Annotated in this window: 29 protein-coding genes; 2 read left to right on the top strand and 27 right to left on the bottom strand. The window is 52.6% G+C overall.

What is annotated here, in order from left to right; all coding sequences use genetic code 11:
* The first annotated feature begins 62 nt into the window (after positions 1–62).
* Positions 63–962 carry a hypothetical protein gene (locus tag NR201_RS14340; RefSeq protein ID WP_256849918.1) on the top strand — a complete coding sequence of 300 codons (900 nt, stop codon included), beginning with the start codon at positions 63–65 and terminating at the stop codon, positions 960–962.
* Positions 963–1448: 486 nt separating this feature from the next.
* On the opposite strand, the gene NR201_RS14335 is transcribed toward NR201_RS14340, so the two are convergent.
* The gene (locus tag NR201_RS14335; RefSeq protein WP_256849917.1) at positions 1449–1688 is read right to left on the bottom strand and encodes a DNA polymerase V; all 240 of its coding nucleotides are present in this window, start codon (positions 1686–1688) and stop codon (positions 1449–1451) included.
* 278 nt (positions 1689–1966) lie between these two features.
* Here NR201_RS14335 and NR201_RS14330 point away from each other — a divergent pair, with 278 nt between their 5' ends.
* Entirely contained in the window at positions 1967–3031 is a 1065-nt protein-coding gene (locus tag NR201_RS14330; protein WP_256849916.1) for an acyltransferase, read from the top strand.
* A gap of 1 nt (position 3032) precedes the next feature.
* On the opposite strand, the gene NR201_RS14325 is transcribed toward NR201_RS14330, so the two are convergent.
* From NR201_RS14325 to NR201_RS14200, 26 genes are all read right to left on the bottom strand, one after another.
* Positions 3033–3446, bottom strand: a complete 414-nt coding sequence (locus NR201_RS14325; protein ID WP_256849915.1) for a tail fiber assembly protein — start codon at positions 3444–3446, stop codon at positions 3033–3035.
* On the bottom strand, positions 3446–4339 hold the full coding sequence (locus NR201_RS14320; protein WP_256849914.1) for a carbohydrate kinase: 894 nt from the start codon (positions 4337–4339) through the stop codon (positions 3446–3448). The genes NR201_RS14325 and NR201_RS14320 overlap by 1 nt, the downstream gene beginning before the upstream one ends.
* Positions 4340–4341: 2 nt before the next feature.
* The gene (locus NR201_RS14315; RefSeq protein WP_256849913.1) at positions 4342–4923 is read right to left on the bottom strand and encodes a YmfQ family protein; all 582 of its coding nucleotides are present in this window, start codon (positions 4921–4923) and stop codon (positions 4342–4344) included.
* Complete coding sequence (locus NR201_RS14310; protein ID WP_256849912.1) at positions 4914–5981, bottom strand: baseplate J/gp47 family protein; 1068 nt, start codon at positions 5979–5981, stop codon at positions 4914–4916. The genes NR201_RS14315 and NR201_RS14310 overlap by 10 nt, the downstream gene beginning before the upstream one ends.
* Positions 5974–6387, bottom strand: a complete 414-nt coding sequence (locus NR201_RS14305; protein WP_256849911.1) for a phage GP46 family protein — start codon at positions 6385–6387, stop codon at positions 5974–5976. Before NR201_RS14305 ends, NR201_RS14310 begins: the two co-directional genes overlap by 8 nt.
* The gene (locus NR201_RS14300; RefSeq protein WP_256849910.1) at positions 6384–6941 is read right to left on the bottom strand and encodes a phage baseplate assembly protein V; all 558 of its coding nucleotides are present in this window, start codon (positions 6939–6941) and stop codon (positions 6384–6386) included. Before NR201_RS14300 ends, NR201_RS14305 begins: the two co-directional genes overlap by 4 nt.
* Positions 6941–8011, bottom strand: a complete 1071-nt coding sequence (locus NR201_RS14295) for a phage baseplate assembly protein (protein WP_089414355.1) — start codon at positions 8009–8011, stop codon at positions 6941–6943. The genes NR201_RS14300 and NR201_RS14295 overlap by 1 nt, the downstream gene beginning before the upstream one ends.
* Entirely contained in the window at positions 8008–9384 is a 1377-nt protein-coding gene (locus tag NR201_RS14290; protein WP_256849909.1) for a DNA circularization protein, read from the bottom strand. Before NR201_RS14290 ends, NR201_RS14295 begins: the two co-directional genes overlap by 4 nt.
* A 52-nt stretch (positions 9385–9436) precedes the next feature.
* On the bottom strand, positions 9437–9964 hold the full coding sequence (locus NR201_RS14285; RefSeq protein ID WP_256849908.1) for a hypothetical protein: 528 nt from the start codon (positions 9962–9964) through the stop codon (positions 9437–9439).
* A gap of 61 nt (positions 9965–10025) precedes the next feature.
* A complete protein-coding gene (locus NR201_RS14280; protein WP_306281398.1) occupies positions 10026–11909 on the bottom strand; it encodes a phage tail tape measure protein in 1884 nt (627 codons plus the stop codon).
* Between the two features lie 141 nt (positions 11910–12050).
* Positions 12051–12320, bottom strand: coding sequence for a phage tail assembly protein (locus NR201_RS14275; protein ID WP_187492755.1), 270 nt, complete (start codon positions 12318–12320; stop codon positions 12051–12053).
* Complete coding sequence (locus NR201_RS14270; RefSeq protein ID WP_010246516.1) at positions 12317–12673, bottom strand: phage tail tube protein; 357 nt, start codon at positions 12671–12673, stop codon at positions 12317–12319. Before NR201_RS14270 ends, NR201_RS14275 begins: the two co-directional genes overlap by 4 nt.
* Complete coding sequence (locus tag NR201_RS14265; protein WP_256849907.1) at positions 12673–14169, bottom strand: phage tail sheath subtilisin-like domain-containing protein; 1497 nt, start codon at positions 14167–14169, stop codon at positions 12673–12675. Before NR201_RS14265 ends, NR201_RS14270 begins: the two co-directional genes overlap by 1 nt.
* Positions 14169–14357, bottom strand: a complete 189-nt coding sequence (locus tag NR201_RS14260; protein WP_115387695.1) for a DUF2635 domain-containing protein — start codon at positions 14355–14357, stop codon at positions 14169–14171. Before NR201_RS14260 ends, NR201_RS14265 begins: the two co-directional genes overlap by 1 nt.
* 3 nt (positions 14358–14360) lie before the next feature.
* On the bottom strand, positions 14361–14921 hold the full coding sequence (locus NR201_RS14255; RefSeq protein ID WP_256849906.1) for a hypothetical protein: 561 nt from the start codon (positions 14919–14921) through the stop codon (positions 14361–14363).
* Complete coding sequence (locus tag NR201_RS14250) at positions 14918–15424, bottom strand: hypothetical protein (protein WP_033771366.1); 507 nt, start codon at positions 15422–15424, stop codon at positions 14918–14920. The genes NR201_RS14255 and NR201_RS14250 overlap by 4 nt, the downstream gene beginning before the upstream one ends.
* A complete protein-coding gene (locus tag NR201_RS14245; RefSeq protein ID WP_256849905.1) occupies positions 15417–15806 on the bottom strand; it encodes a phage head closure protein in 390 nt (129 codons plus the stop codon). Before NR201_RS14245 ends, NR201_RS14250 begins: the two co-directional genes overlap by 8 nt.
* Before the next feature lies 1 nt (position 15807).
* The gene (locus NR201_RS14240; RefSeq protein ID WP_010246528.1) at positions 15808–16137 is read right to left on the bottom strand and encodes a head-tail connector protein; all 330 of its coding nucleotides are present in this window, start codon (positions 16135–16137) and stop codon (positions 15808–15810) included.
* A gap of 9 nt (positions 16138–16146) precedes the next feature.
* Complete coding sequence (locus tag NR201_RS14235) at positions 16147–16446, bottom strand: hypothetical protein (RefSeq protein ID WP_256849904.1); 300 nt, start codon at positions 16444–16446, stop codon at positions 16147–16149.
* Between the two features lie 41 nt (positions 16447–16487).
* Positions 16488–17702 (bottom strand): phage major capsid protein, encoded by a 1215-nt coding sequence (locus NR201_RS14230; protein WP_256849903.1) that lies wholly within the window; start codon positions 17700–17702, stop codon positions 16488–16490.
* Between the two features lie 9 nt (positions 17703–17711).
* Positions 17712–18560: a head maturation protease, ClpP-related gene (locus NR201_RS14225; protein WP_256849902.1), complete on the bottom strand. Its 849-nt coding sequence runs from the start codon at positions 18558–18560 to the stop codon at positions 17712–17714.
* A gap of 11 nt (positions 18561–18571) precedes the next feature.
* On the bottom strand, positions 18572–19876 hold the full coding sequence (locus tag NR201_RS14220) for a phage portal protein (RefSeq protein ID WP_256849901.1): 1305 nt from the start codon (positions 19874–19876) through the stop codon (positions 18572–18574).
* Positions 19876–21621, bottom strand: coding sequence for a terminase large subunit (locus tag NR201_RS14215; protein WP_256849900.1), 1746 nt, complete (start codon positions 21619–21621; stop codon positions 19876–19878). The genes NR201_RS14220 and NR201_RS14215 overlap by 1 nt, the downstream gene beginning before the upstream one ends.
* Positions 21575–22039, bottom strand: a complete 465-nt coding sequence (locus tag NR201_RS14210; RefSeq protein ID WP_029519569.1) for a phage terminase small subunit P27 family — start codon at positions 22037–22039, stop codon at positions 21575–21577. The genes NR201_RS14215 and NR201_RS14210 overlap by 47 nt, the downstream gene beginning before the upstream one ends.
* Before the next feature lie 171 nt (positions 22040–22210).
* A complete protein-coding gene (locus NR201_RS14205; protein ID WP_256849899.1) occupies positions 22211–22549 on the bottom strand; it encodes an HNH endonuclease in 339 nt (112 codons plus the stop codon).
* An 85-nt stretch (positions 22550–22634) separates the two neighbouring features.
* A complete protein-coding gene (locus NR201_RS14200; protein WP_256849898.1) occupies positions 22635–23159 on the bottom strand; it encodes a hypothetical protein in 525 nt (174 codons plus the stop codon).
* Positions 23160–23209 lie beyond the last annotated feature (50 nt).

The raw sequence follows: 23209 nt of genomic DNA, 5'->3' as shown, positions 1-23209 counted from the left end.
GGGCTATACTATTTGAGTATTTATGGATGCTTTTTATGCATGAATCTTAAGAAGGATAGCTTATGGCACATATTATACTGTTAGGAGCAGGAGCAAGTTATGGCAGTGGCGATGTTGATCCTTACCCCCCGCCCTTGGGAAACATGTTATTTGAAAAGCTGGAATCACTAGGTAAAACTGCATCTAGACTTCCCGATCATCTTAAAGAAACTTTTAAAAATAATTTCGAAGAAGGAATGAAAGAATTTATTAGTTACGAGTACAACATTAACTTTGACTTAATGACATTCCAAAGAGAGCTAGCTGGCTACCTGTTGAAGTTCACCCCTAGAGAAGAAAATAATTACATTAAATTAATTGAATCGATAAGAAGCCGTAGAGTTATTTTCGCAAGTTTAAATTATGACTTGCTTTTAGAACTTGCAGCCTCTAAAAAAGGACTGAAGGTAAATTACAGTAATAAATATTTTGATGGTTCAATCCGAATATTGAAAATTCATGGTTCCAGTAATTTCTGGCATGATACCCAATCAATTGAAATATCAAACGGTGTTGTTTCTGGTGGTAACTTTGACTACGACATTCCCGTCAGGCCTTTAGGACATCCAGAAAGTATTTTGCGATACCTTAAAGAGGACAGTGTTGCGCCCGCAATGTCATTATTTGCTGAAGGAAAGCCAATAAGGACTAGTCCTCAATATGTATCTAAACAACAAATGATGTGGTTTGAAAGCCTCACCAAGTGCTCTAAACTATTTATTATAGGAGTGAGAGTACATCAGATAGATGAGCATATTTGGACAAAAATAGCTAAAAGCAATGCCATTGTGCACTACTATGGATTCCCCTCAGATGAACCAGAATTTAATGACTGGAAAAATAAATTTAATCGTAAAGATGCGACATTTCATTTATCAGATTTCACTAAAGCCATATCTCATATTGAGAAATTAGCAAAATAATTTTAAAAAAACAGGGTATCTGCGGGCGGCAATCAAATCATCTCATGCCATTATAAATTTCAATTAGAAAGCAGCCTTTGGGCTACTTTCTAATTGCCTAAAAGCAGCGATATTAAAGTTACTGAAAAATGACGATAACAATCTGCTTCTGTAAACATCAAATAGGGCTGACACTATCAAAGACCCATAATACAGTGATTTTCACTTTGCCTAAGATTAGAACCCCATTTAGACCTACTCCATCAATCGTCTCGCTGTTAGATGTAATGATATCCGAGCTAAATAGCTTTCCCAATTGTGTATGGTCGCCGAGCTGGAATCTGGAATGCCACAGTGTCTCCCGGAGATGCCCTGAGTGAAAAATCCACCAGCACGAATCCCTCTGACGTACCCATACAGATGACGTTTACCGGGTTTGGCATCAGGATGGCGTTCAAGTCGATACGCTTTTCAATATAGTCAGCAGCAGGTGATGGAAACCCCATTCTACAACCCTCCGTTCGGGTTGAACTGCTTGTAAGTTTTTGCCTCACCTTCCTGCGTCGAGGCGTCACGGAACGTCACGGTGTTTGTCTTTATCCACTGGTTGGCCTCCCGCAGGCTGAAGTGCCAGTTAAGCTTCTCCAGCTGATGGACAAATTCTTGGGTGGTAACGATGACGCCTAGTGACGGGTCTCGCTTGATAGCGTTCATAAATGCGTGTTTGATTTCATAATCGCGCGGCACAATTAATCCTTCTCTGATAAATACTGTATGGATAAACAGTAATATCGATCGGTACTTTTGATCAAGGCGGAGCGGCGTACAGATTTGTAAAGGGATTGATGGGGAAGGGTTTTTAGTTGGCGGTTGCGATGGTGAGTAACTAATCTCAAATTACCCACCCCGTAGCCAGCTTAGATTGGCGCGGTCTGTAACTGCCCGTCGCCGGGGCTTTTTTATGACTACCCGAGTGAGGGATTGGTTGGTACTATCTTGCGCGAATCTAAATTTCTGGACTACACATGTTAAAAAGCATTCATTACACAAGAGGATTTGCGGCGCTACTAGTCGTTATGTTTCATTTCTCTTTTATGTATATAGGGAAGGTTGAACCTTTTAACAGGATTTTTCTAAACGGCGGTTTCGGTGTAGACTTATTCTTTCTGATTAGCGGATTTATTATAACTTACGTCACTGCACAGAAAGGCCAGGTCGCCAGTTTCTTCATGAAAAGGTTCTTCCGGATTTATCCGTTATTTTTTTTCATACTGATAATTTCATCAATATTCCTGATCCGATACAACGTCCACCCATTATGGTCAATGATCAAATCAGGTGTTTTTATTCTTCAGGACTATAACAGGCCAGCACCGGAGTTCGATTTTAACTTTATCGGCCCTGCGTGGACGTTATCGTATGAAATATGGTTTTACTTTGTTTTCGGCGTGGCAATGATGATTAGCCATAAAAATAGAGTGCTCATAGCCTCATCAATATTAATGGCTCAGGTTTTGCTGCTTCAGTTCACCTTTACCGGCTCAGTGTCGCTCAACTCTAGCTATGTGGCTGCTCTTGGGGATAGCTCTTATGCTGATCACGCATTGAAGTTCTTCAGCACATCCCTCCATTTAGAGTTCCTGCTTGGCATGTGGCTGTGCGAAGCGTTCAGGAGAGGATGGTTGAAAGTAAGGTCAACCATATCCATTCCTATGATTATGCTACTGGCTTCCCTGTCTGGATGGCTTTACTTTTCAGAGGTGGTATATGGATCTGGATTAACTAAATTCTATCTCATAGCGCTTCCATTATTTATTTGCATAGTTATGTTTGAATCCAACTTCAATATATTAAATTCAAAAATCTTGTCTTTCTTTGGTGATATATCTTTCTCAATATACATTACGCACTTTTTTATAATGTATCTTCTTCTTGAGCACCCGCCGTTTTTTTGGCTGGAAGCTGGCAACCTGACCAAACTTGTCACTTCGACGCTTTCAGCCATTGCATTTGCATACGTATTGCACAAGATGGTCGAGTTGCCATTTATTAAAATTGGAAGGAAGTTACAAGGAAATACGCTGCATTAAATTAAAATGCTGGTTTGTCTGGCCACGTAACAGCGCTGGAGATATCAGCATTTATTCGACTCAGCAAGACGCGATACTTCTTCCATAATGGCAGCGCCTTTGTTTCATCATCGGTAGCCATCTCAAGATCCACCGCATCCTGAAGGACACTTATGCGTTGGCTTGCTTCGCTCATAAGCGTGGATTTGAGGGTGATATTCATTGAAACTGCCGCAGCATCTTGAGCCGCTTTCTGGTCAGCCGTTAGAGCAGGCGCGGTAAACTTTTTCCCATCATACGAATAGCCAATGCTAACCGGCTCTCCTTCAGGAATCAGTACGACTAAGACATCGTCACCGAAGCTAACCTCTTCTTCCCCATCCCATACAACCGTGTTAAGTACTTTTTTATCTTGCACCAGAGCATAGTTAGCCATTATGCATATTCCTCAATAACTACAACGCCTAATCCGCCAGCACCGCCGGCCCGACCAATCTGAGATGATTTGATTGATATGGATCCGGAACCACCTCCACCATAGATACCATTTTCACCAGCGGTAGATGCACCGGCAGCGACAGGGTTTCCGCCTCCCCCTAAACTGGATGCTCCGCCAGCACCAGAAACAATTGCGTTACTGCCAACAATACCCTGTAGCCCTGCAGACCCTCTTTGGTTGAGGATGTTACCTGTAGTCGGCGCAGCGCTTGTGCCACCATTCGTGGTTACTGCGGTTAATGAATCTGACGCGAGAGATCCGCCCCCACCCCCAAACCCGCCTGTAGCATTTATATAGGTTCCAAATGTTGTCGTTCCGCCCTGACCACCACTTCCACCGGATCCACCACCGGCCGCTCCTGCCGCCCCAGCGGTGCCTACATTGATTGATACAGGAAAAGTTAATGAGGATACATCCAGCAAGGAAATGGCAGTATTCCCTGCGCCTCCGCCGGCTCCGCAGCTACGTGTGTTTGCGTCAGTCGCAGCAGAACCACCGCCCCCGCCCCCGCCACCTACGACAGTCACCTTAATTCTCTTTGTTCCTGCTGAAGGCGTGTAGTTGCCAGATGCGATAAAAACGCGAACGTTCATTAGCCGTCCAGAGCTCACCAGTAAGTTGATGGCATTTAGTAATTGATCGTTCTTGGCTTTAATCAATTTCAGGCCTGCAGCTTCAATGACACCTGATATTTCTTCCTGTACGGAATCAAAAAAACTTGCGTCAAGCGCAGTCGGGAGTTCACCCGTCTGAGGATTACCGCCGGTAAAGCCATTTTTACCTGCCCCAAATTTATCAACCTGAGCGGTAGGTGTATCAATACGATGCATAATTACTCCGGGTATTTGAAAATAACGTATGTATGCGACGGCGCCAGTTTTGAAAGGACGCACTCGGCGATGGTATCGCCCCACATCCTGAGGCTATCTGTGCAATTACTGATGGCCGTCATTGGAGTTATCTGCGTGGCCGCTGGCATGTTCACCTGCCAGTAATAACGCCAGTCATCGCTGTAGAGAGAATCGGTGCAGTCAGACAGGCAATTAAATTGGCTTTTGTTGTAGCGCGTGATGGTGACGCCGGTGTAACCCAGCGCCTCCAGTTGAGCCAGGTAAAACGCCTCGTTGATGCCGCCCGCCAGATTGAGCTTTGCATCCAGGCGTTGACGCCGCTGCTGCAGAGTCTGCACGCCCGACGGTGCACAACTGTCAGGTAACCCGCTGATGTTTTCATAACGGTCAATAAGTTCTGTCACTGAACGCGGGTCGGTTTCCAGCATCAGCGCATCACCGCGCCCATGCACTTCTGCCAGTGAGGGGGCAAGCCCCATTAACACCAGGTCATCACTATCCCACGCTGGGCCGCGCGGCAGCAGTGCTCCCAGCATCTGCTGGTACTGAGACGTTAAGTCCATGAGATTGCCCCCACCACGCCTACCTCCCCTTTAGCAATAGTGATGTCAGCCGCCGGGCTGACCAGCGTATGGCTGTATTCACCCGTCGCGATGCTGATGGCCTCGCTAATGCGGGATGGCTTCAGCACGCCTTCAGGCACGCCATCGCGCAGCATCATCGAACGCAGCTCAGCCTCAACGGCGTAGCGTACTGCGGCAGTGTCCGGGTTCAGGCGAATCTGGAAGTTAACCGTATGGGACGTTGGCGCAAAAACATAAATATCCGCACCGGCCACCGGGGCCATAGGCTCGATATAGGCTTTGACGGCTGCTACCGTGGCCGCGTCGGGGATCGGGTTTATCAGGTCGCTGTTTGCCACCATGACCCCCACCGTTCCGCGTCCGCTCCAGTGCCGGTATGTCCAGGCGCGGGTTATGCCCGCCACTTCTTTAGCCCAGACCTCATAATCACCATCAGCACCACCCTGGGGGGTCCAGTACCAGCGTTCAATAACGCGCCCACGCCACACTTCTAAATCTTCAACGTTAGCGCCGCCCTGAATGCCTTCCGCCACGCCTGCAGATGTCAGACCGGTGATCGGGCTGGCAAGTCGCATGGTCAGCCCGTCATCGGTGTTGCCTACTTTCCCGGCTGTATTGCAAATTACCGGCACGCGCAGAATGCCACCTGCTGAAGTAGCTTCCGCTGTCGTGGTGAATGAAGTCAGATCGTCACGCTGAATTATCACACCGGCCGGAATGGGTATGCCGTCGGTGGCGACATCCCACCTGACAAACCCTGCTGCAAACGTAGCTGCCTTGCGCGGACAGCGCTTCATGTTGGCATGCCGCGTCAGCCAGTCCTCATCTGCGAGGTCCGGCAGAAGGTTGCGGGCCAGATAATCGATATAGCCATAGACTGTGTGTACTGCCGCCGCCTGCACCCGGCCATATACTTCTGCGTCGGTGCGCCGAAGGGCAGCCAGCGTTGAGTCTGCAGTCAGGCGGGTCAGGATATCGTTGCGGACAGTGGTGATTAACTGAGGGAGTGTCGGGCGGGTAAATCCACTGTCAGCCATTAAGTTCACTCCATAAATCGTCAAATGAAAATGCCGTGCGGTTACCGTCTTTCTGACTGATGACCACCGAAGCACTAAGCGTATTAATGCCGGTGCGGTCGGCCTTCACGTCTACCCGTACCGCTACGCCATCATCCACCAGCCATTGAAGCGCCTGGCTGATATATTCGCGGGCTTTGAGCGGCGTTTTATTGGTGAGCGTCGCGCGGCTGAGGAGATAAAGGCGTGAGCCAATGCGATCATTCTGAACGGTCGGGAAGCTGTCGCCCCACCAGCCGTTATCCTGCTCCGGGCTGTCGTCGGGCTCTGCCTTTCGCCATGAGAAGAGGGAGATAATCACCGCGCGTGTCAGGGGATCGGGTGGCCACGTCACGTCACGCTGGACGCCGTTAATGACAATAATCATGACGCCACCATTTTCTGCGTTGTTGCGTCGGTCGTGCCGCCGCCGGAGCCATTTTCTTTATGCGTGTGACCATTATAGGAGGTGCGCATGGCTGACATGGTCAGGCCGGAGGAGTCACACTTATCTTTGATCTCGCCAGTCGACTCGATGTCCATTTCAAATCGGGCTTTCGGCGCATTGGTAAAGGTGATCGGCTTGCCCGCCCCGTTGACGACGATTCCTTCGCGGGTGAGGGTGACCGACTGCCCCTGATCGTCATAAACCGCCACCTCACCGGACTTAAGACCTTTAATGCGGTGGCGACGGTCAGAGACGACCAGAACCACACCGTGAGATCGATCCCCGTCAAAGTAGGCGGCCACGGCCTCTGCACCGGTAAGCGGCGCTGCGGTAAAGCCATAAGGCTCCATATGTTCTATATCGCTTTTCCCCTCGCCCCCAGCCATTTCAACCTGAAGCATCTGGCACTTTGTAGCCGTGTTCAGTCCGCGAACCACGGCGCGGGCCAGAAGGTTTGACAGCGCACGGCCCATACCTGAAATCGGATTAGCCATCAGAAATCATCCTCTTCTTTCTTTTTCTTACGCTTGCCGGGCTTCGCTGGTTCAGGAAGATAGGCATCCGGCGGCCCGACCCTGATTTCGGTCACGGTCCCGTTTTCATCCTGCTGGTAGGTCACCTCAGCGATCACCATCTGCCGGTTGTTAAAGCCCAGGATGGGGTCAAAGACGATCACCTGCAGATTAGGCAGCCAGAGTGAGCCGTCACCCTGCCGCCAGCCCTGCACGGTGTAGGTCACCTCATCGGTACGTGCAGCTCGTTGGCGCATCTCAAACTCCGCGCGGGCGCTACAGGTTGCTGTGGTGGCGTTGCCGGTCTGACGGATAATCATCGGGCGGTAGCGCTTCAGGCCACCATCAATAGTTTTTGAACGAATAGCCGTAGTCGTGGCCTCGCCAAAGTCATCGTCATTACCCTTACGCTGCCCGGAAACCTGATAGTCGCTGAAGCGGTCCCGGATGCTCTTTTCGGTGTCGCAGGAAAGAATGTTTTCACCCAGCACCAGCGCTGTATGCGCCTGCTGGCTGCCGATGCCGCCGATAACCAGATTGCCCTGCGCGTTGTCATACGCCAGCGCCTGCTGCAGTCCGAGCATCTTGTTCAGCACGTCCATGACCGTTTCGCCCTGGTCGGCCTGAATTCCCTGAAGCGCACCGGATGCGCCACCCGCATCCACCACTGTAATGCTGAACGGCTTCGCCAGCTCTGCAGCCACCTGCGCCAGCGAACGGCCCGCATACTGTGATGGCGTGGCTGAGCAGTCGATGAGGTCAGCAGTTTTGCTGCGCCCTGATATTCCCACGCTGATGCTACGTGCGTCATACCTGACCGGCGTCGCCTCAACGTAGCCGGTCAGCACTTTATCGGTGCCTATCAGCACTTCGACGAGGTCACCGTTTTTAATGCGGTTGCTGCGGTTTGCCTGGTCGGTGTCGCCCGGCCAGCTGCGGGTAATCTCAACGGTGAAGTCGCGGGCAATACGCTCAATGCCAGCAGCGATCCTCACCGATGTCCAGCCGCCCCACTCCTGACCGTTCACCCGTAAAATAACTGTGTTGTTCATCGAACCGGCACCCTCAGTGACTGAACCGGCACGAAGCCGGGATGGCGGATGCCGTTACGCGCAGTAATATCACCGTCGCGGGATGCTGAGTCGTACCAGTCTGCAGCCAGCACCAGTGCGGGCGTAACCTGCGAAGGTGTGCGCTCCGTCATGCGCTCGACCTGCTCCAGCCGCGCAGAGATATCGCGGTTAACGTCAGTGCGCACGGTGACCAGCGCCTGGTAAAGTCCGTCATCTGAAACGCGCTCCATCTCAAGGTCAATGGCCTCATTGAGACTGTCACGCATCTGCGCGAGGTCATCCCAGGAAATAACGGAGCTGTTATCAAGAGAGGTGGTTACGCCGGAAGAGGCGGAAACGGTGGCTGTCGCTGTGGTATCAGTATCTGAAGCCGCACTGCCTGAATCAGTGCGTATGTTACTGACGGCCGGATGCGATACCACGACTGGCTGCTGCGGGTCCTGCTGGCGCGTGACAGTCCGGTTTGCAGGCTGTGGCAGATTGGTGACCGTTGCGGCTGCCTCGCTGATGGCCGTGGTTCGTACCGCCTGTGCAACGTAATTGCGCTGCGTGGTCTGCGCCTGTGCTGTCTTACTGTCGGTTTTCCAGACGCCGCGCGGAGCCAGGCCCGAATCAATCGTGACTCCGGTCAGCCCCTTGATCATCGACATCAGGTCCGAAGTATTCCTCGTCAGCCGCGTTCCGGCGCGCCACATGGTCTGCAACCGGTTAACAAAGCTCATGCCGCTCGACGGCGGGCTAAGCAGAACCGATAAATCGCCCTGCATCAGACGTGATGCGGCGCTGATACCAGAATCAACATACTGAAAGGCACTGGTTACGGTACTGAACATGCCTGTCGCCTCATCCAGCACGCCGTCCTGCAGGAAGTCCGGCAGGCCATCCATACCAAAGGCACCGAACGCCGATGAAATGGCATCGTCCAGGAATGAAACTGAAGAGGTGAGCTTCTGTCCTGTTGCCAGTCCAGCAGTGGGAAACGATAATTCACCTGACTCAACGAAGCTGAAGCTGACGCGGCACATACGCCCTTCGCTCTGCGAGTGGCTGACGCGAACGGCATCATCTACAACCACGGTCATCTCGCCGTAGTAAGGATGAACCAGCGTGCATGATCCCGGCTTTTCAATGGCTTCAATCAGCCGGTTACGCTGCTCAAAGAAATCATCGCCAATCAGATAAGCCTGAACGCTGAAGCGACGCGTCGCGCGGCCCAAATCTTCCGCCCACGGTTTGTCGCGATTGGGGTACTCATGCACCTGCACGCGACGCCCAAAGGTTGCCTCATCGCTGTCCACCTTAAACGCGATGCCCCGCAGTGAGGCATCCTGAAGATTGTCTTTCCAGCTCATGGCTTGCTCCGGGCAATAAAAAACCCGCCGAAGCGGGTTTAAATTGGATTTTTTATTTTATGAAATGCGACGCATCAAATTGTGCTTTCTGACTCTTAACAAAATTATCAATTGCAGGTTTGATGCTTTCCAGCATGTTTGAGTTAGCTGGCAAATCAACATTTTTTTTCGTTAAATTTAAAGTGAATGACGGTTGGTACTCAGAGCGGTATTTCACCGATGACGTTAACACTAATGTGAAAGGAATCTTTATTGACAGCTTCTCTGCTGCTATCTTTTTCGACTCATCCTTTTCGTTATAATTAATTTGCTTTGCAAGCTCTTTAATTTTTTCCTCCAGTCGAGCACCAGCCTCTTCTGGACCAACATTCTCGAATAATACCTGATCTTGATTATCATCACTAAATACCAATTTAGCTGAAACCAAATCATCTTCACTAAAGACGTTACCCAACTTCACGCTTCCGTCTACAACCTGCAGTACGTTTTCATTTTTCAATGGAATCGCTCCTGTGACGATTGCAGATGATATGATTAAAGATCCTCCAATGACAAAACTAGCAATTAGGTGATTCTTCATAATATTCCCTTATAAATTTGAGTTAATGACTCATCCATGTTCGGCAATCAAGGGAAAAACTTTAGCTTTTATTATTGAATCGGTTGTAACCCACATCAAGGTCAAACCATGGCAGAGCTCCACCTACTGGCTCAACGCGCATTCCGGGAGGCGCGTTTTCAAAGGAAACTTTAAGCTCCCCCTTCGATGACGTTGGATCATCGCGCATTAAGGGACCGCTCATACTCTGTGGGTTAAGCGGAACGCTGCCACTCTTAATCTGCTGCTCGTTGTTATACCAGCCGCCAGCTTTCCACCTCTTCTTAATTGACTCCCAGAATGACTCGGTACCATCTTTTTGAGTTGTCGCGTCAGATATCTCGTTTAGCTTTTCAAACATATAAAGGGCTACGGCAATGGATACAGTCAGAGCGCTGAGCTTGCCTATCTTGTTAAGGATAGACAGTAGCCCTCCAGCTTTAGCTGTTGCGGTCGTGAGTGAGCCTATAACCTGAAGCGTAAACGCCCCGGTCATCAGCCCGCCAATCCCCGTGATAACCCCATTCATTCCCCCGAGAGCGCCTGCCATACCGTCTATTTTGCTCCAGACCTCCTCAACTACCGGGCCAAACTTATCCCAGTTTGAAATTAAGAGGCCGACGCCGAGTGCAGCCAATCGTAGGAAAATCCCCATAGGAGACAGTTTCAGGCCACGACCCAATATACCAAGGGCAAAGTTGACACCAAGTAGCGCAAGTTTTACTCCCACAAAACCGGCTGCGATGCCAAATGCACCACGAATAACCCTCGGGTTTTTGTCAGCAAACTCAGTAAATCGCTCTGACATGTCACCCAGCCAGCCCACCAGCCTTTTAGCATCACCAGCAAAGGCCCCGCCGATTGCCGCAAGACCATTTACCGCTGTACCGGTCAATGACTCCCAGATATTCGAAAGTGTGCTTAGCTGAGCATTAACGCGCTTATTAAGGTCCGCCTGCTTTCCCATTTTCTCCTGAATCTGGTCATAGCCGGTTTTACCTTTATCAATCAGCGCATTTAGCACCTGTAGTGTTTCGGCGTCATCACCGAATATCTGCTTAATGATGGTGGTTTTTTGTTTTGTTGTTAATGACTGAAGCTTATTCAGTTGCTTGAAAAGATTATCAAGGCCGCCGAACTCTCCCTTGCCATCGGTAAAATCTAACTGAATACCTTTTCGACTTAGCAGCTTGTTGGCTGCCTTCATCTTTTTACCATCAAAGCCAGCTTGGAATACTTTTCGGAGGGCGTTACCGGAAGCCTCCCCCTCCATCCCCATCTGATCCATCATCACTGAAATGGGGGCCAAAGCACGAGCCGCTGTAAGGCCATCTTTGCTGACCATCTTCAGAATTGAGCTGGTCTTAGAAAAGAAAGAGAGCATGTTGGTATCATCGACGCCCAAGTAAAAAGCTTTTTGGATCGTATCGAATAATCCCATCATATCTTCTGAAGCTGTGCCGGTAGCATCCTGCATTTTTGCAGCAAACTCTGCAGCCGCTTCGGGCGTTTTCTTGAGCTGAACTGCCAGATAAGCAGAAGCTTCGCCAACACCATTCAGAATGTTCTGGGCCGGAATACCCTGCCTGACAAGCATCTGCATCATGTTCTGAAAGTCAGCAGTGGTGCCCGGCAGTTTATTGCCGAGGCCTATAGCCAGCTTATTGATCTTTTCGAAGTCCGAACCGACTGCGCCGCTGGCATCCATCATGGCAACCTTTAAGCCAGTGGCAGCGTCTTCCTGTTTGGCAAAAGCAACCAGCGAACCTGTCAGCCCGGCAGCAAGACCGCCAGCCATAGCCATGCCGCCCCTGCCAGCTTCCTCTGCATCTTTACGGAACCGGCGCAGGTTCTTTTGCATGCGGCCAAGTGCAGGCGAAAGTCTGTCAACGCCAGTAATGAGCGCCTTCAGTTCAAATTCAGCCATTGGCTTTTCGCTCCCGTTCTATCCGGTTCGCCTGGTCAATAAGCAATTGCAGGCTTTTTAAGTCCTCGCTCAGGACTTCCAGAGGATTTATGCGCCAGTAACTGGCGCAGTCGAAGTACAGATTAAGCAGCTCTTTAGCTGTCAGGCCTGAAGGAAAAAACCGGCAACAACCCAGCCAGCTGCATTCAGGTCCGAAGGCGACATATCATCGACAGAACTCGGCGGGATACCGCCCAGCTGGCTGATGTACTTAGCCACTACATGTGCCAGCAGCTTCACTGACTCATCCTGATTCATCTGATAGGGATAGCCCAGCTCACGGACATCCTTGCCCGTTGGCTCACGCAGCTCCAGCACATGAAGGGTTTCGCCATGTGCCGTAATAGGTTTTGAAAGTTGCAGTTCACTCACTGATAAAATCCTTCTGAGCCGTGGAATTCGAGGTCTACCGTACCCTCTTCCGCATTGTGGTTAGCTTCACCGAACTGGAACGCTTCGGACAGCACGTAAACCATGCCGTTGGCCAGTTCGGCAGTGATGGTCATCTGGTCTGAATCCATCAGCTTGGTGACAGGAAACGCCTTCGGAACTTTGAAGGTGCCTTTGACGTAAGGCGCACGGTGCGTTTCTTTGTAATCCACGTCACCGGCCAGGCCGATCACGTCATCACGCACTTTGGTGTTCATCGGCACCTCAATGCCGCCGGTCAGCGACAGCTGCTGGCCGTCCACCTTGACGTATGCTGTACCCGCAATCTTTGCCATTACGCGGTCTCCTCGCTGTATTGCAGACGGAACTGATTAAGCAGCGCAAAGACGCGCAACTGGTTAACGTAATCCGGCGGGAACAGGACATCCACGCGGGTCGGGTCGCTGACGTTGCGCTCTACCACCAGGTGCTGCTTGAAGAGATCGAAGTTCTCCACGATCCCCGTCCGCTCCATCGTGCGATAGCTGGCGCACATCTCACCCTTCAGCACTGCAGGTGTCACGATGGCCTGACCTGGACCGAAGCGCGTACCGTCATTCGCCAGCTTATGACGCGGGTACTTGCTGGTAATGATGCTCTTCAGCTGACGGATAACGTACGCGCTGGTATGCAGCGTCTCGCTGTCCAGGTAGCTGTTGTCCGCCACGCCATAGGCGTTTTTCTGATAGGTGGTAATGTCGCGCTGAATGCGCAGCACACCGCTCTCAGCGTAAGCCGTAGCGATACCGTGTTTCAGAAGCGACTGCTGCTCGGTCAGGGTAAAGCGGCTGCCTGCCGGTGCCGGTAATGCGCCGGTCAGCTCACCGGTCTGCGTCGGGCGGGCCGGGTCAACGCGGATAAACACGGCATTGCGTGCGGTGCGCAGCGCGACCAACTCATCTGCCGCCGTCTGAACAGCAGGCTCATAACCTGCTACGGTAATGTGCTGGTTGTTCATGGTGTCGCCGAAGGCCACCAGGTCGGAGAGCGTGCCGATTTTCGCCGTGTAAACGTGGCCGTAAAGCTGACGCGCATAACCCCAGCGCCCGGAAGAATCATTCATTTCCAGCGCCAGCGTCGCCAGCGAGGCGAAATCACTGAACGGCGTGCCGATGAAGTCAAACGGCTCATCGCCCATCGCGGCCACGGTTGCAGCCAGTGACGGTGAGCCCGTACCGCCTGCCATCGTGGCAATCACAGCGTTAACTCCGTCAGGCGTGGTTTCGCTCCCCACGGTGCCGTAGTAGTTCAGCGCCAAAGGAATGCTGTTGCCAGTAAGTCCCTTGTGGCGGGCAGTGAGCGTCACCACACCAGCTGCTGCTGCTGCTGTCACGGGCAGGTCTGCATTAGCGTTAATTGCGGCTGCAAGTGTGGCGGCTACTGCTGCAGGGGCATCGCCGGTTACCACAGCGGCCTGAACGCGTACCGCGCCAATATAAAGGCTCAGCGAACCTGACGCCTGTGCGTTGCCGGTTAACGTCACGGTGCCTTTGGCGGTCTCGCCATCAGGCTCAGTTACCGCGATAACCCACAGCTCACCAAATGGATCGACGGCACGATAGCGCGCCACCATACGGGCTAACTGGCTGCCACGACCTGCAACCTTACCCGCCAGTGCCGCTGACGGCATGATGGTGAGCTTATTTTTAACGATGGAGCTGTCGGCAGAAGCAAAGCCTATCAGCAGCGATGGGCCGCTATCTTGCGTGGTATTCGCTTCGCTGTTGTCCATCTCCGCCCAGAACAACGGCACGCGGAGGTCTGACGGAATATTGGGGAATGAGACTGACATTATTCACCGCCCTTTTTCTTGGCGTCAGCTGCGGGCTTTTCTTCTTCCGCACTGACTTCTTCGACATCACCATCCGCAATGCGGCGGTGCCAGTAGCTGCTCTCTTCGACGTTCCGGCCTTCTGAAGGCAGCAGATCGTCCCGGACAGGGTCAGGAACTGACCGCCCGCGTTTGGGTCTGAGTTGCATGATTTACTCGCTGAGGTTGATTTTGGTGTGGTGCTCAATGATGCCGTCAGGCCCGTTACCCGGATCGATGTAGTCAATGTCGATTTCGACCGTTTTCAGCTCATCCAGGGCGTCAAGATCATCCTGCTGGCGCGTGTCCTCTTCGGTGATTTCCCGCGTCAGCATGAATTCAAACTGGTAATAGAGGCGGCCCCGGTCCATGTCCAGAAGCTGCCCGCCGGAATACGCCACCGGTCCAGCGTCGGCGTCAGGTTCCCAGCCCAGCAGTGCCTTCCAGATTTGCTGCCGGACATCATGCACGGCGTCATATCCGGCTGCCTGACCGCGCTCATCGCGCGTATTGTCCAGCACCACGACCACCGCAAATCCTTCGGTAACGTTCTGCCAGTAGTCAGTCAGGGACTTCTGCTCAGCTGTGACGTCTTCGGTCGGCACCACATACGCCGCCGGCAGCTTCATCTTCCCGGTTTCGGGGATAGACTTGAATTCAGCCGCCCCGGCTACGTTGCCAGCGAACATCGGACATCGCGCCCGGAGAGCGGCGATCACAAGTGATAGCTTCATTTCTTTTTCCTTTCAGGACGCAGGGAGGTACGCAGCGCACGGGTCAGCACATAACGCGTCCACGTTTTGCGCGCCTCCAGCACTTCGGTCATGTAGTTTTTACGCGGGGCAACTCGCCAGCCATTACCGCCGGATTTCCCTTTGTGATGGCTCTTTTTGCGCTTAGAACCACGCTTCACGCCGTAGAACAGAAACGCGGGGTAAAAGTCGCCCTCAATGAGTCGGTTACCCTCGCCCCGCTTCTGGTTTGGCGCGATGCGCACCATCAGGCCCGGACGGCTTTTTGATGCGCGGGGAACGTAATAGCCGATTGACCGTGCCAGCCTGCCAGTCCTGAATCCCGGATACTCACCCGGCGCGGAACGACCACGACGCATGACCAGACGCCTGGCATCACGCATGTGAACCTGACCAATCTGAATGAAGGCGCGGCGCATTTTGGCCCGGTTAAAAACGAGGTCTTTGGGCTGCTGAAAATCAACGTGCAGAAGCGGCTTAGCCATACATCTCTCCGTCGCTGTCCACAGCCCTCAACTCCTCGCATTCCAGCAGCAGGTAACGACCGGCTAAGTTGAGGTCGCGCAGGCGCTTAACGCGATATACATAACCGCTGTAAACCACTTCAAAATCTGAAGTGATGCCCCGTCGATAACGGATCGTCATATAGTGGGTGATGGTGTCATCAGCCTGAACGGATTCGTGATAGGTGGTAGCTCCCACCTGCCGGACCTTCGCCCACACGTCCTTTTCATTCTGATAAACCGAGTCAGTACCACCATCACTTGCTGGCTGGTCGATGCGCTGGCGCAGGTGAATGCGCTTATTCAGCTCGCCGGGATCGGGCAGCGTGTAAACTGCACTGGTATTTGATGAGCGTCGCTGCATGCTAATACCCCGACACCGGCAGACGCCGCGAATAGAGCAGGAACTCAAACGCCTGCGGCGTCTCCGTCATCTCCAGCTCTGACACTGAACTGCGATGCTCATACCAGTGACTGACCAGCATCAGCAGGGCAAGCCGGATATCTTCGGTTATCACCATGCCGTCCGTATCAAGCGGTGCAATATCTGCCACCGTTTTATAAAGATTGCGGTTGAGGTAGGTCACCGCCTTTGCCTCAGCTGCCAGTGCAAAAAGCTCAAGCAGCCGATCTTCTTCCGTGAAGTCGCTCTCCAGTCGGCACTGCTGTTTAATTTCTTCAAGTGTCAGCAGCATGACAACGCCTTATTTTTTGGCTTTTTCCTTCGCCTCAGCTGCCGCTTTCGCGCTGGCTTCAGCATCCGCTTTTTCCTGGGCTTCAGCAGCGGCCTTTGCTTTGGCCTCTTCTTCAGACTTCGCAAGCGCTTCGGCTTCGGCTTTTTCCTTCGCCTCAGCTGCCGCTTTCTCCGCTGCGCTGTCATCCACCTCACTGGCATAGCCCAGCTTAATCAGCTCGCGACCGTGCTGTTCGGTGGTCTCAATGGTGTTGCCTTCGGACACGACCGTGCCGCCGAAGTAGTTCGGTTTAATCAAAAGCAGTTTCATATGTAACTCCCGGAAAGGCGGCTTGGAGGCCGCCGTTGCTGTTATGCAGCTGCAGCAGGTGCGGTAAAGAAACCGTAAACGAACGCTTCAGGACGCTTAACGGCCAGCGCCAGACGCTCTTCACAACGGATTGAGATCATGTTTTTCTCAAAGTCGTCGGCGTTTTCGGTTGAAATAACCACGTTGGCATCTTCGCGGTCGAAAATCTGCGCACCGGCATTGAACGCACCGGTCATGAATTTACCCTGGAACGCAGCCGCTTCGGTCGCGACTACCGGCAGCCCCCATAGCGTAGGACCGGCCAGCCCAGCCGGGTTCGCCAGAATGTAGCGGCCCAGAGAGTCTTTGGTCAGCTCGATCTTCGCCCAGTCCATAAAGTGCAGAACATGGCCGGACGCCGGGAAACGTGCCAGTTGCGCCTGCAGCATAGCCAGTCGCAGATCGTCGATACCGGTCTGATTCGCCACACTGAAAGCGGGAGCATAAGCAGATGCCTGCGGCACAATGCCATTCAGGTGCGTGCCGGTGCCGTCACCGAACAGAATCTCCTGCTCTTCAACGTATTTCAGGCCGTAGCGCAGCTCGGCGTCAATCGTAGACTGAAGCTGCGGCATGTCGTCCAGAATCTGCTTCGCGGCTTTGAACAGGTGCGCAATGGTTCGAACCGGCGTGATTTTTTCCGCAAAGGTAATACCGCTGTACGGTTTGGTGGTGTTCTCAGCGACGGTCGCTGCATTATTGGTAAAGCCAGTCTGCTGAACCCAGTAGATGGTGTTAGACTCAGTACGGCCCGGTGCGATCAGGTCGCGGATAAACAGTCGCTGTTTTGGCTGCTGATCGATGCCCGGCTGGCGGTCTGGCGCTACGATCTGACCCGGCACGTTAACGGACAGCAGCGCGGCCTTAACCGGAATGCTAAGGCGCTTGTTACCTTCGATACTCGCCGAAAAAGCTTTCAGCGCTTCGGAAGAAATAACCTGGCTACCCACAGTTTCGATAACGCCTTTAGCATTTGCCAGCGGCATCTGCGCTACATGCTGCTCCAGATCTCCCAGCGCCGCCTTCAGCGTTTTCTCTGCTTCACGCATGGCGTTAAGCTCACTCGCCATTTTATCCACTGCCGCTTTTGTTTCCGCTGACAGTGAGCCTGATTTTTTCGCCTCGGTCAGCGCTTCTTCAGCCTTCGCATTAAACTTGCCGCTGGCTTCGTTGATGCTGGCAGTAACCTGCTTCAGAACTTCATTTACTTCAGACATTGTTAATCCTTATTTGCCGAACGCGGCCAGCGCGTTTTTAAGTTGTGCAATATTTTCAGGGTTGATTTCGTCGGTAGCGCCCGGCATACCTTCAGGGATGGCAGCAGCGCCTGGCTTGCCGCCGGTTAATGCTTTAAGAAGTTTTCGACGCTCGGAGCGTGGCGCGTCGGTTTTTGCCAGCATCGCGTCAAGCTTGCGCAGCGCAGCTGCAGGGCTGTCCTCGCCATCAGCAATCTCATCTGCTGCCAATAGGCGATCTGCAAAACCTTTTTCAACCGCATCGCTGCCGCCGATATAGGTTTCGGCATCCATCATCGCGTCGATGGTGACCGCATCCAGACCGGTTCGTGCGCCATAGATATCGTTCATCGCCTTATCAAAAGGCACCATGTCCGCCGCTATCTGCTGCAGGTCGTGACGGTTGCCCATCGCGTAGACCCAGCAGTTATGGATCATCAGAAAGGCACCGCGACCAATCTGCACCTCATCACCGGCCATCGCGATAATCGACGCAGCAGAAGCAGCGAGGCCCAGCACCTTGACGGTGACTTTCCCTTCGTACTCACGCAGCAGGTTGTAAATCGCCAGGCCTTCGAACATGTCGCCGCCCGGCGAATTGATATTCACGGTGACGTCAGCACCGCTGATTGAGCGGAGCGCGGCAGCAATACGGCTGGCGGTGACGCCGTCGCCGTACCAGTCAGCGCCAATGACGTCGAACACGGAAATGCTGTTGTCATCACTCTTTGCGGCCTTAATGCTGCCGTTCCAGCGATCCATTGCAGAAGACGGCAGATCGCGATTTTCGCGCGCAAAAGGCCGCCCCTCCGGCGCTGCCGGAAGACTTTTTACTGTCATTGGGGTTGCTCCTAAGCCGCCTGTTTAAGCGGTGATTGTTCGAAAGGAATATCCGGGAAAACGGCGTTGTGAACTTCGCGCAACAGTGTGGCCCTTGCGGCGGTGCGGTTTTTGCGCAGGTCTTCAAGCGGTGTCAGGTTCAGCTGTACGGTGTAGATATCACCACCTTCAATCGGCGGCAGATTCTCCAGGCGGCGCACGTCATTACGGGACATCCAGCCGTTCTGCAGCGCGGTGGTGTAATAAGCAGAGCGTCCGGCGCTGTCAGCACGCAGCAGGCCTTCAACGGAGAACTCAGCAAACAGGTCTTCATCACCGTTCAGCAGGCAGCGTGAAATCTCCTGCTCAATGTTCACCAGCATCGGGCGCAGCGTATTCGTCAGGAACAGCAGGTTCATGCCTTCAACGCTCGACGCCCAGCTACTCTGCTTGTCAACGTGACCAACCATAAAGGGCGGCACGCGGAACCAGCGGCAGATTTCCTCAATGCTGAATGATCGTGACTCCAGCATCTGAGCATCTTCAGGGTTAAGGGTGATGCCCTGATAAGACATATCACCTTCAAGCACCATCACCTTGCCCGCGTTTTTTGATCCAACGAACCGGTTAAGGTTTTCGCGGTTCTTCTGTCGCTGTTCTTTTGTCAGCAGATTCTTTGAAAGAAAGAAGCCTGACGTCTGAATACCGTTTTCAAAAATTTTTGCGGCTGACTCTTCGACCGCCATCGCTGCGCCAAACACGTCACGCCCGGTACGCATCGGCATCATTCCGCATACGCCATCCAGACCAAAGCCCCGGATGTGCATCATGTTTTTAACCGGGATGATGCGCGGCACACCCTTCTCTGTGTAGGTGTACTGCAGTTCGCCGCTGTCCAGTCGCTCCACCTTCATGCACTGAGGAAGAAGCGGAACCAGTGAGACCAGCTTGGTGCCGATCATCTTTTTCTCAACATAGGCATTACCACGCAGGCATATGCTGGCAACCACCATCAGCATGAAGCGCGACGGCGTCATTTCGCTGTTGGGACGGCGGCACAGTAACTGATAGGCCGGATGATTAAGCGCCAGCTTGCGGGAACCGTCAGCTGCTCGCTCATATACCTTCATCGGCAGAGTTGAAACTGACTCACTCAGCAGGCGCACACAGGCCCATACAGAGGCCAGCGCCAGCGCTTTCTCTGCTGTCACGACCTTACCGCTGCTGCTTGTGCCGTACCATTCCTGCCAGAACGCAGCATCATTCAGTCCGATTGACTCACCGAGCCAGTTAACAATCGCGCTCTTAATGCGACCCGGCTGTTTTTTTTCCTTCATCAGATACCTACCATAATCGGGTCATCAAAAAAGTCATCAGGATCGCCGCTCTCCACCAGCACCGCATCCTCTGCTGCACCGATTGCCATCGCGGAAGCCACCACGCCGTCGATACGGCCGGTGCTTTTCTTCTTGGCAAATATGCGGTTGTCCTTCTGGTCAGCCTCAAGCACCGCAGAGGCGGCATTCCAGCGAAGGCAGGGATTAGGGCGTATGACAAGCACCCTGTTGTTTAGGTGCTCTTCAAACAACTCAATTGATCGCGGCATCCAAAGCCCGGACTCCTGCGCCTTATAAAACCCTTGTCCGTGCGGAACAAGGTCAACGCTCACAGACTCGCTTTCGAGTTCTGGCTCCAGATACTTGATACGGTACTGGTCAAACGCGATGCACTTAATGTCGTATCTGGCTGCGAGCTCACCGATGCGCACAGCTACAAAACCGTAGTTGACTGCCTTACCCGGTGGTGCGTGAATGAAGCCATTACGCAGCCAGGCGTCATAGGGAACGTGGTCAGTCTTGGCTCTCTCCAGCAGGGAATCTTTCGGCGTCCAGAACTCAACTAAAAGCTTTTTGGATTTCGGAAAGTAAAGCGCCAGCGCGGTCAGATCGCGGGAGCCTGAGAGGTCCAGCCCGCCATAGCACTCTTCGCCCGCCAAATCTTCCGGGTCAAACTCCTGCTCGCACTTCATCCATGTGTCGCTGTCAATCCACGGATCGGACGCTTCCACCCACTGGCAGAAGTTCAGGCGTCGGACAATGCTCTCTTTTGATGGCATGCCGCGGGCCTGAGTCACCTGCTCCCGCAGGTATTTATCCGTGAAGGTCTGACCCAGCGACGGGTTAGCTTTACCCCAGCAGGCTTCATCTTTAAACGGGTCGTCGCCCTCATCCAGCGAACAGATGAAGCTGAAAAAGCTGTCATCGACTAAATCACCGGCTGCCACCTTGCGACCGTATTCGTGATATTCGAAACAGACACTGGTTTTATCGTGGCCGCTGTTGGTGATGAGGAACATCAGCGCCTGACGGCGGCCCTTTGTACCGGCGCGCATCATCTCAACAACGGCGTTTGTTTTGTGCTCATGCACTTCGTCAATCAGTGCGCCGTGCGGGCGCGGGCCTGACTGACCATCATCGGAGCTGATCGGCTTAAAGAAAGAGCCTGTCTGCAGGAACGCAAGGTTCCACACGTTAAGCCCGGTGCCAGATTTGGTGATGCGCTGTGCCAGCGCGGGCGACTGATCGACCATCGTTACCGCATCGCGGAACAGGATCATTGCCTGGTCTTTTTTCGTGGCCGCCGCGTAGACTTCGGCGCGGGGTTCCTTGTCTGCCATCAGCAGGTAAAGACCGACGCCGCCCGCAAGCGGCGACTTGCCGGAACCCTTGCCGGACTCGATGTAACTCATGCGAAATCGGCGTGTGCCGTCTTCCGCCTTCCAGCCGAACAGGGAGCCAACAATGAAACATTGCCACGGCAGCAGGATGAAAGGCTTACCTTCATGCTCGCCGCCGTTGAGCTTCAGGACCTGAGCAAAGAAGTTAACAACACGCGTAACCGCTTCGACATCCCAGAACAGTCCACGTTTTGGCCCTTCTTCCAAATCCCGGATGTGGCGGGCGCATGCAGCGCGGATATCTGGCCCGGCAAGAACAGCCCCGCTGGTAACGTCCATTGCATACTGCGTCGCCGGATCAACCGAAGAACTGGTTGAGCGGGTCTTCTTCTTTTTCTCCACCATTCACGTTCACCTTTGACCGGGCAGCCGGTGTCAGGCCGAACTCTACCAGGTAGCTTTTGAAGCGCCGGTCTGCATCAGCCAGCATTGAAACAGCCGGGTTGGCCTTGATAAGAAATCCGCCTTCGGTCTGAACCGTGTATGTCCTTCCCTCTTCGGCAATAGTGATTCGCAGCTGAAGAATGTCGGCATAGATATCGCAGAGCCTTTCCAGCGCAAGAACATCGGCGACGGTCAGCACGCCCATTCCATCAAGCAGAACGGTCAGCTTTCCCCACGCAACCTTTCCCCAATCGGTGAGGTGTGACGGCGGGCTGGGGATTTCTCTCGCGGGTGCAGGCTCTTTGTCGTTAAGTTTTCGCTTGCCCGGATTGCCGGTAACGACCTTAAGGTGGGTCGGTTTTGGTCGTCTTCCGGCCATAAAAGCCTCCCAGAAAAAAACTTTTCATTTCGCGGTTGTGCATAAAAAGGGGGGCGGGCGGTCAGGAGGTGGTAAGCCCCTGAACTCTGATCCCACCCTCCCAGATGGTGTTGATAATCGTTCTCATCTGATCCTGCCCCCTCTCACCTCGGAATTAAATGATATTCATTCTCACTTGCGCCAATGGGATGCGGGATCGAGGGGCAGGCCATTCTCATCACATCCGATGACGTGACCGCGTTTCTCTTCGCGCTGCTTGGTCGAGTCGTGGTGCTGCTTACAAAGGGGCTGCCAGTTGGCCTTGTCCCAGAAGAGCTTCTGAGCCTTTGCTATCTCGTCCTGTTTGCCACCGTTGATGGCTTCTTTCAACCTGTGTGGCTTGATATGGTCAACGACAGCAGCGGCCACTGCTCTGCCCTGCCGGTGGCACATGATGCAGAGAGGATGAGACTTCAGGAATGACAGCCTGGCTTTATCCCAGCGGCTGTTATAGATGCGTGGCTCGGACATATTTATTCCAAAAAAAAGCCACCAGCTAATGCCAGTGGCTCAAGGAAATTACATATTAAAAACTGCTTAGGAGTGTGCGAATGGTTTATGAAATACCCTTTGTCAGGGGAATCTCCCAAAACTCCCTTTGACCTTCGTCAATTTTTAACTGAGCTTTAGCTTCGTTCACAAGATCATTCAAAAGATTTTCTGACCATAACTTTGATTTCTCTAAAGCATCTTTATCAAAATCTAAAAGTTGGGGATTAATGCTATTGAGCTTATCGAAAAAGTTTTGTATCAAGTCAACAGAGCTTTTTGACGTTAGTAGGTTGCCTAGATAATAAAATTTTTCGAGTTCAGCTAGCGAGTGACGATATTGTTTATCAAGTATTTCAACTTCTTCTTCACTAAGCTTTTTAAAACCAACAATGTTCTTGGGTTTATCACCATAAAGACTGTCATCATGGCGATACTTTAGAGCCCGATGCAATAGATAAGCGGCTTCAATTTGTGTGATAAATGCATTAAGCCTCTTCTCCCACCATTTTTCTTTATAGAAACGCTTTAATGCGTAGTGTGCCCCAAGGTACACGACAGCTAATGCTACTAACAACTTTAACCACTCCATGACTTTCCCTTCTAGGCTAATATTTATACTTAAACATAAAACCTTTTAGA

Source organism: Pantoea sp. Fr-CA_6, assembly GCF_024520895.1.
Classification (GTDB): domain Bacteria; phylum Pseudomonadota; class Gammaproteobacteria; order Enterobacterales; family Enterobacteriaceae; genus Pantoea; species Pantoea agglomerans.
This window is presented reverse-complemented; position numbering and strand designations above follow the sequence as displayed.

What these genes read in the sequence shown, in the direction of transcription:
- NR201_RS14245 (WP_256849905.1), bottom strand. Translation starts at nt 15,806, where the DNA reads ATGCAGCGACGCTCATCAAATACCAGTGCAGTTTACACGCTGCCCGAT.
- NR201_RS14280 (WP_306281398.1), bottom strand. Translation starts at nt 11,909, where the DNA reads ATGGCTGAATTTGAACTGAAGGCGCTCATTACTGGCGTTGACAGACTT.
- NR201_RS14325 (WP_256849915.1), bottom strand. Translation starts at nt 3,446, where the DNA reads ATGGCTAACTATGCTCTGGTGCAAGATAAAAAAGTACTTAACACGGTT.
- NR201_RS14215 (WP_256849900.1), bottom strand. Translation starts at nt 21,621, where the DNA reads ATGGTGGAGAAAAAGAAGAAGACCCGCTCAACCAGTTCTTCGGTTGAT.
- NR201_RS14205 (WP_256849899.1), bottom strand. Translation starts at nt 22,549, where the DNA reads ATGTCCGAGCCACGCATCTATAACAGCCGCTGGGATAAAGCCAGGCTG.
- NR201_RS14285 (WP_256849908.1), bottom strand. Translation starts at nt 9,964, where the DNA reads ATGAAGAATCACCTAATTGCTAGTTTTGTCATTGGAGGATCTTTAATC.
- NR201_RS14265 (WP_256849907.1), bottom strand. Translation starts at nt 14,169, where the DNA reads ATGTCAGTCTCATTCCCCAATATTCCGTCAGACCTCCGCGTGCCGTTG.
- NR201_RS14310 (WP_256849912.1), bottom strand. Translation starts at nt 5,981, where the DNA reads ATGGCTGACAGTGGATTTACCCGCCCGACACTCCCTCAGTTAATCACC.
- NR201_RS14255 (WP_256849906.1), bottom strand. Translation starts at nt 14,921, where the DNA reads ATGAAGCTATCACTTGTGATCGCCGCTCTCCGGGCGCGATGTCCGATG.
- NR201_RS14230 (WP_256849903.1), bottom strand. Translation starts at nt 17,702, where the DNA reads ATGTCTGAAGTAAATGAAGTTCTGAAGCAGGTTACTGCCAGCATCAAC.
- NR201_RS14220 (WP_256849901.1), bottom strand. Translation starts at nt 19,876, where the DNA reads ATGAAGGAAAAAAAACAGCCGGGTCGCATTAAGAGCGCGATTGTTAAC.
- NR201_RS14330 (WP_256849916.1), top strand. Translation starts at nt 1,967, where the DNA reads ATGTTAAAAAGCATTCATTACACAAGAGGATTTGCGGCGCTACTAGTC.
- NR201_RS14235 (WP_256849904.1), bottom strand. Translation starts at nt 16,446, where the DNA reads ATGAAACTGCTTTTGATTAAACCGAACTACTTCGGCGGCACGGTCGTG.
- NR201_RS14250 (WP_033771366.1), bottom strand. Translation starts at nt 15,424, where the DNA reads ATGGCTAAGCCGCTTCTGCACGTTGATTTTCAGCAGCCCAAAGACCTC.
- NR201_RS14295 (WP_089414355.1), bottom strand. Translation starts at nt 8,011, where the DNA reads ATGAACAACACAGTTATTTTACGGGTGAACGGTCAGGAGTGGGGCGGC.
- NR201_RS14210 (WP_029519569.1), bottom strand. Translation starts at nt 22,039, where the DNA reads ATGGCCGGAAGACGACCAAAACCGACCCACCTTAAGGTCGTTACCGGC.
- NR201_RS14305 (WP_256849911.1), bottom strand. Translation starts at nt 6,387, where the DNA reads ATGATTATTGTCATTAACGGCGTCCAGCGTGACGTGACGTGGCCACCC.
- NR201_RS14270 (WP_010246516.1), bottom strand. Translation starts at nt 12,673, where the DNA reads ATGGCAAAGATTGCGGGTACAGCATACGTCAAGGTGGACGGCCAGCAG.
- NR201_RS14315 (WP_256849913.1), bottom strand. Translation starts at nt 4,923, where the DNA reads ATGGACTTAACGTCTCAGTACCAGCAGATGCTGGGAGCACTGCTGCCG.
- NR201_RS14300 (WP_256849910.1), bottom strand. Translation starts at nt 6,941, where the DNA reads ATGGCTAATCCGATTTCAGGTATGGGCCGTGCGCTGTCAAACCTTCTG.
- NR201_RS14290 (WP_256849909.1), bottom strand. Translation starts at nt 9,384, where the DNA reads ATGAGCTGGAAAGACAATCTTCAGGATGCCTCACTGCGGGGCATCGCG.
- NR201_RS14225 (WP_256849902.1), bottom strand. Translation starts at nt 18,560, where the DNA reads ATGACAGTAAAAAGTCTTCCGGCAGCGCCGGAGGGGCGGCCTTTTGCG.
- NR201_RS14260 (WP_115387695.1), bottom strand. Translation starts at nt 14,357, where the DNA reads ATGCAACTCAGACCCAAACGCGGGCGGTCAGTTCCTGACCCTGTCCGG.
- NR201_RS14200 (WP_256849898.1), bottom strand. Translation starts at nt 23,159, where the DNA reads ATGGAGTGGTTAAAGTTGTTAGTAGCATTAGCTGTCGTGTACCTTGGG.
- NR201_RS14240 (WP_010246528.1), bottom strand. Translation starts at nt 16,137, where the DNA reads ATGCTGCTGACACTTGAAGAAATTAAACAGCAGTGCCGACTGGAGAGC.
- NR201_RS14320 (WP_256849914.1), bottom strand. Translation starts at nt 4,339, where the DNA reads ATGCATCGTATTGATACACCTACCGCTCAGGTTGATAAATTTGGGGCA.
- NR201_RS14340 (WP_256849918.1), top strand. Translation starts at nt 63, where the DNA reads ATGGCACATATTATACTGTTAGGAGCAGGAGCAAGTTATGGCAGTGGC.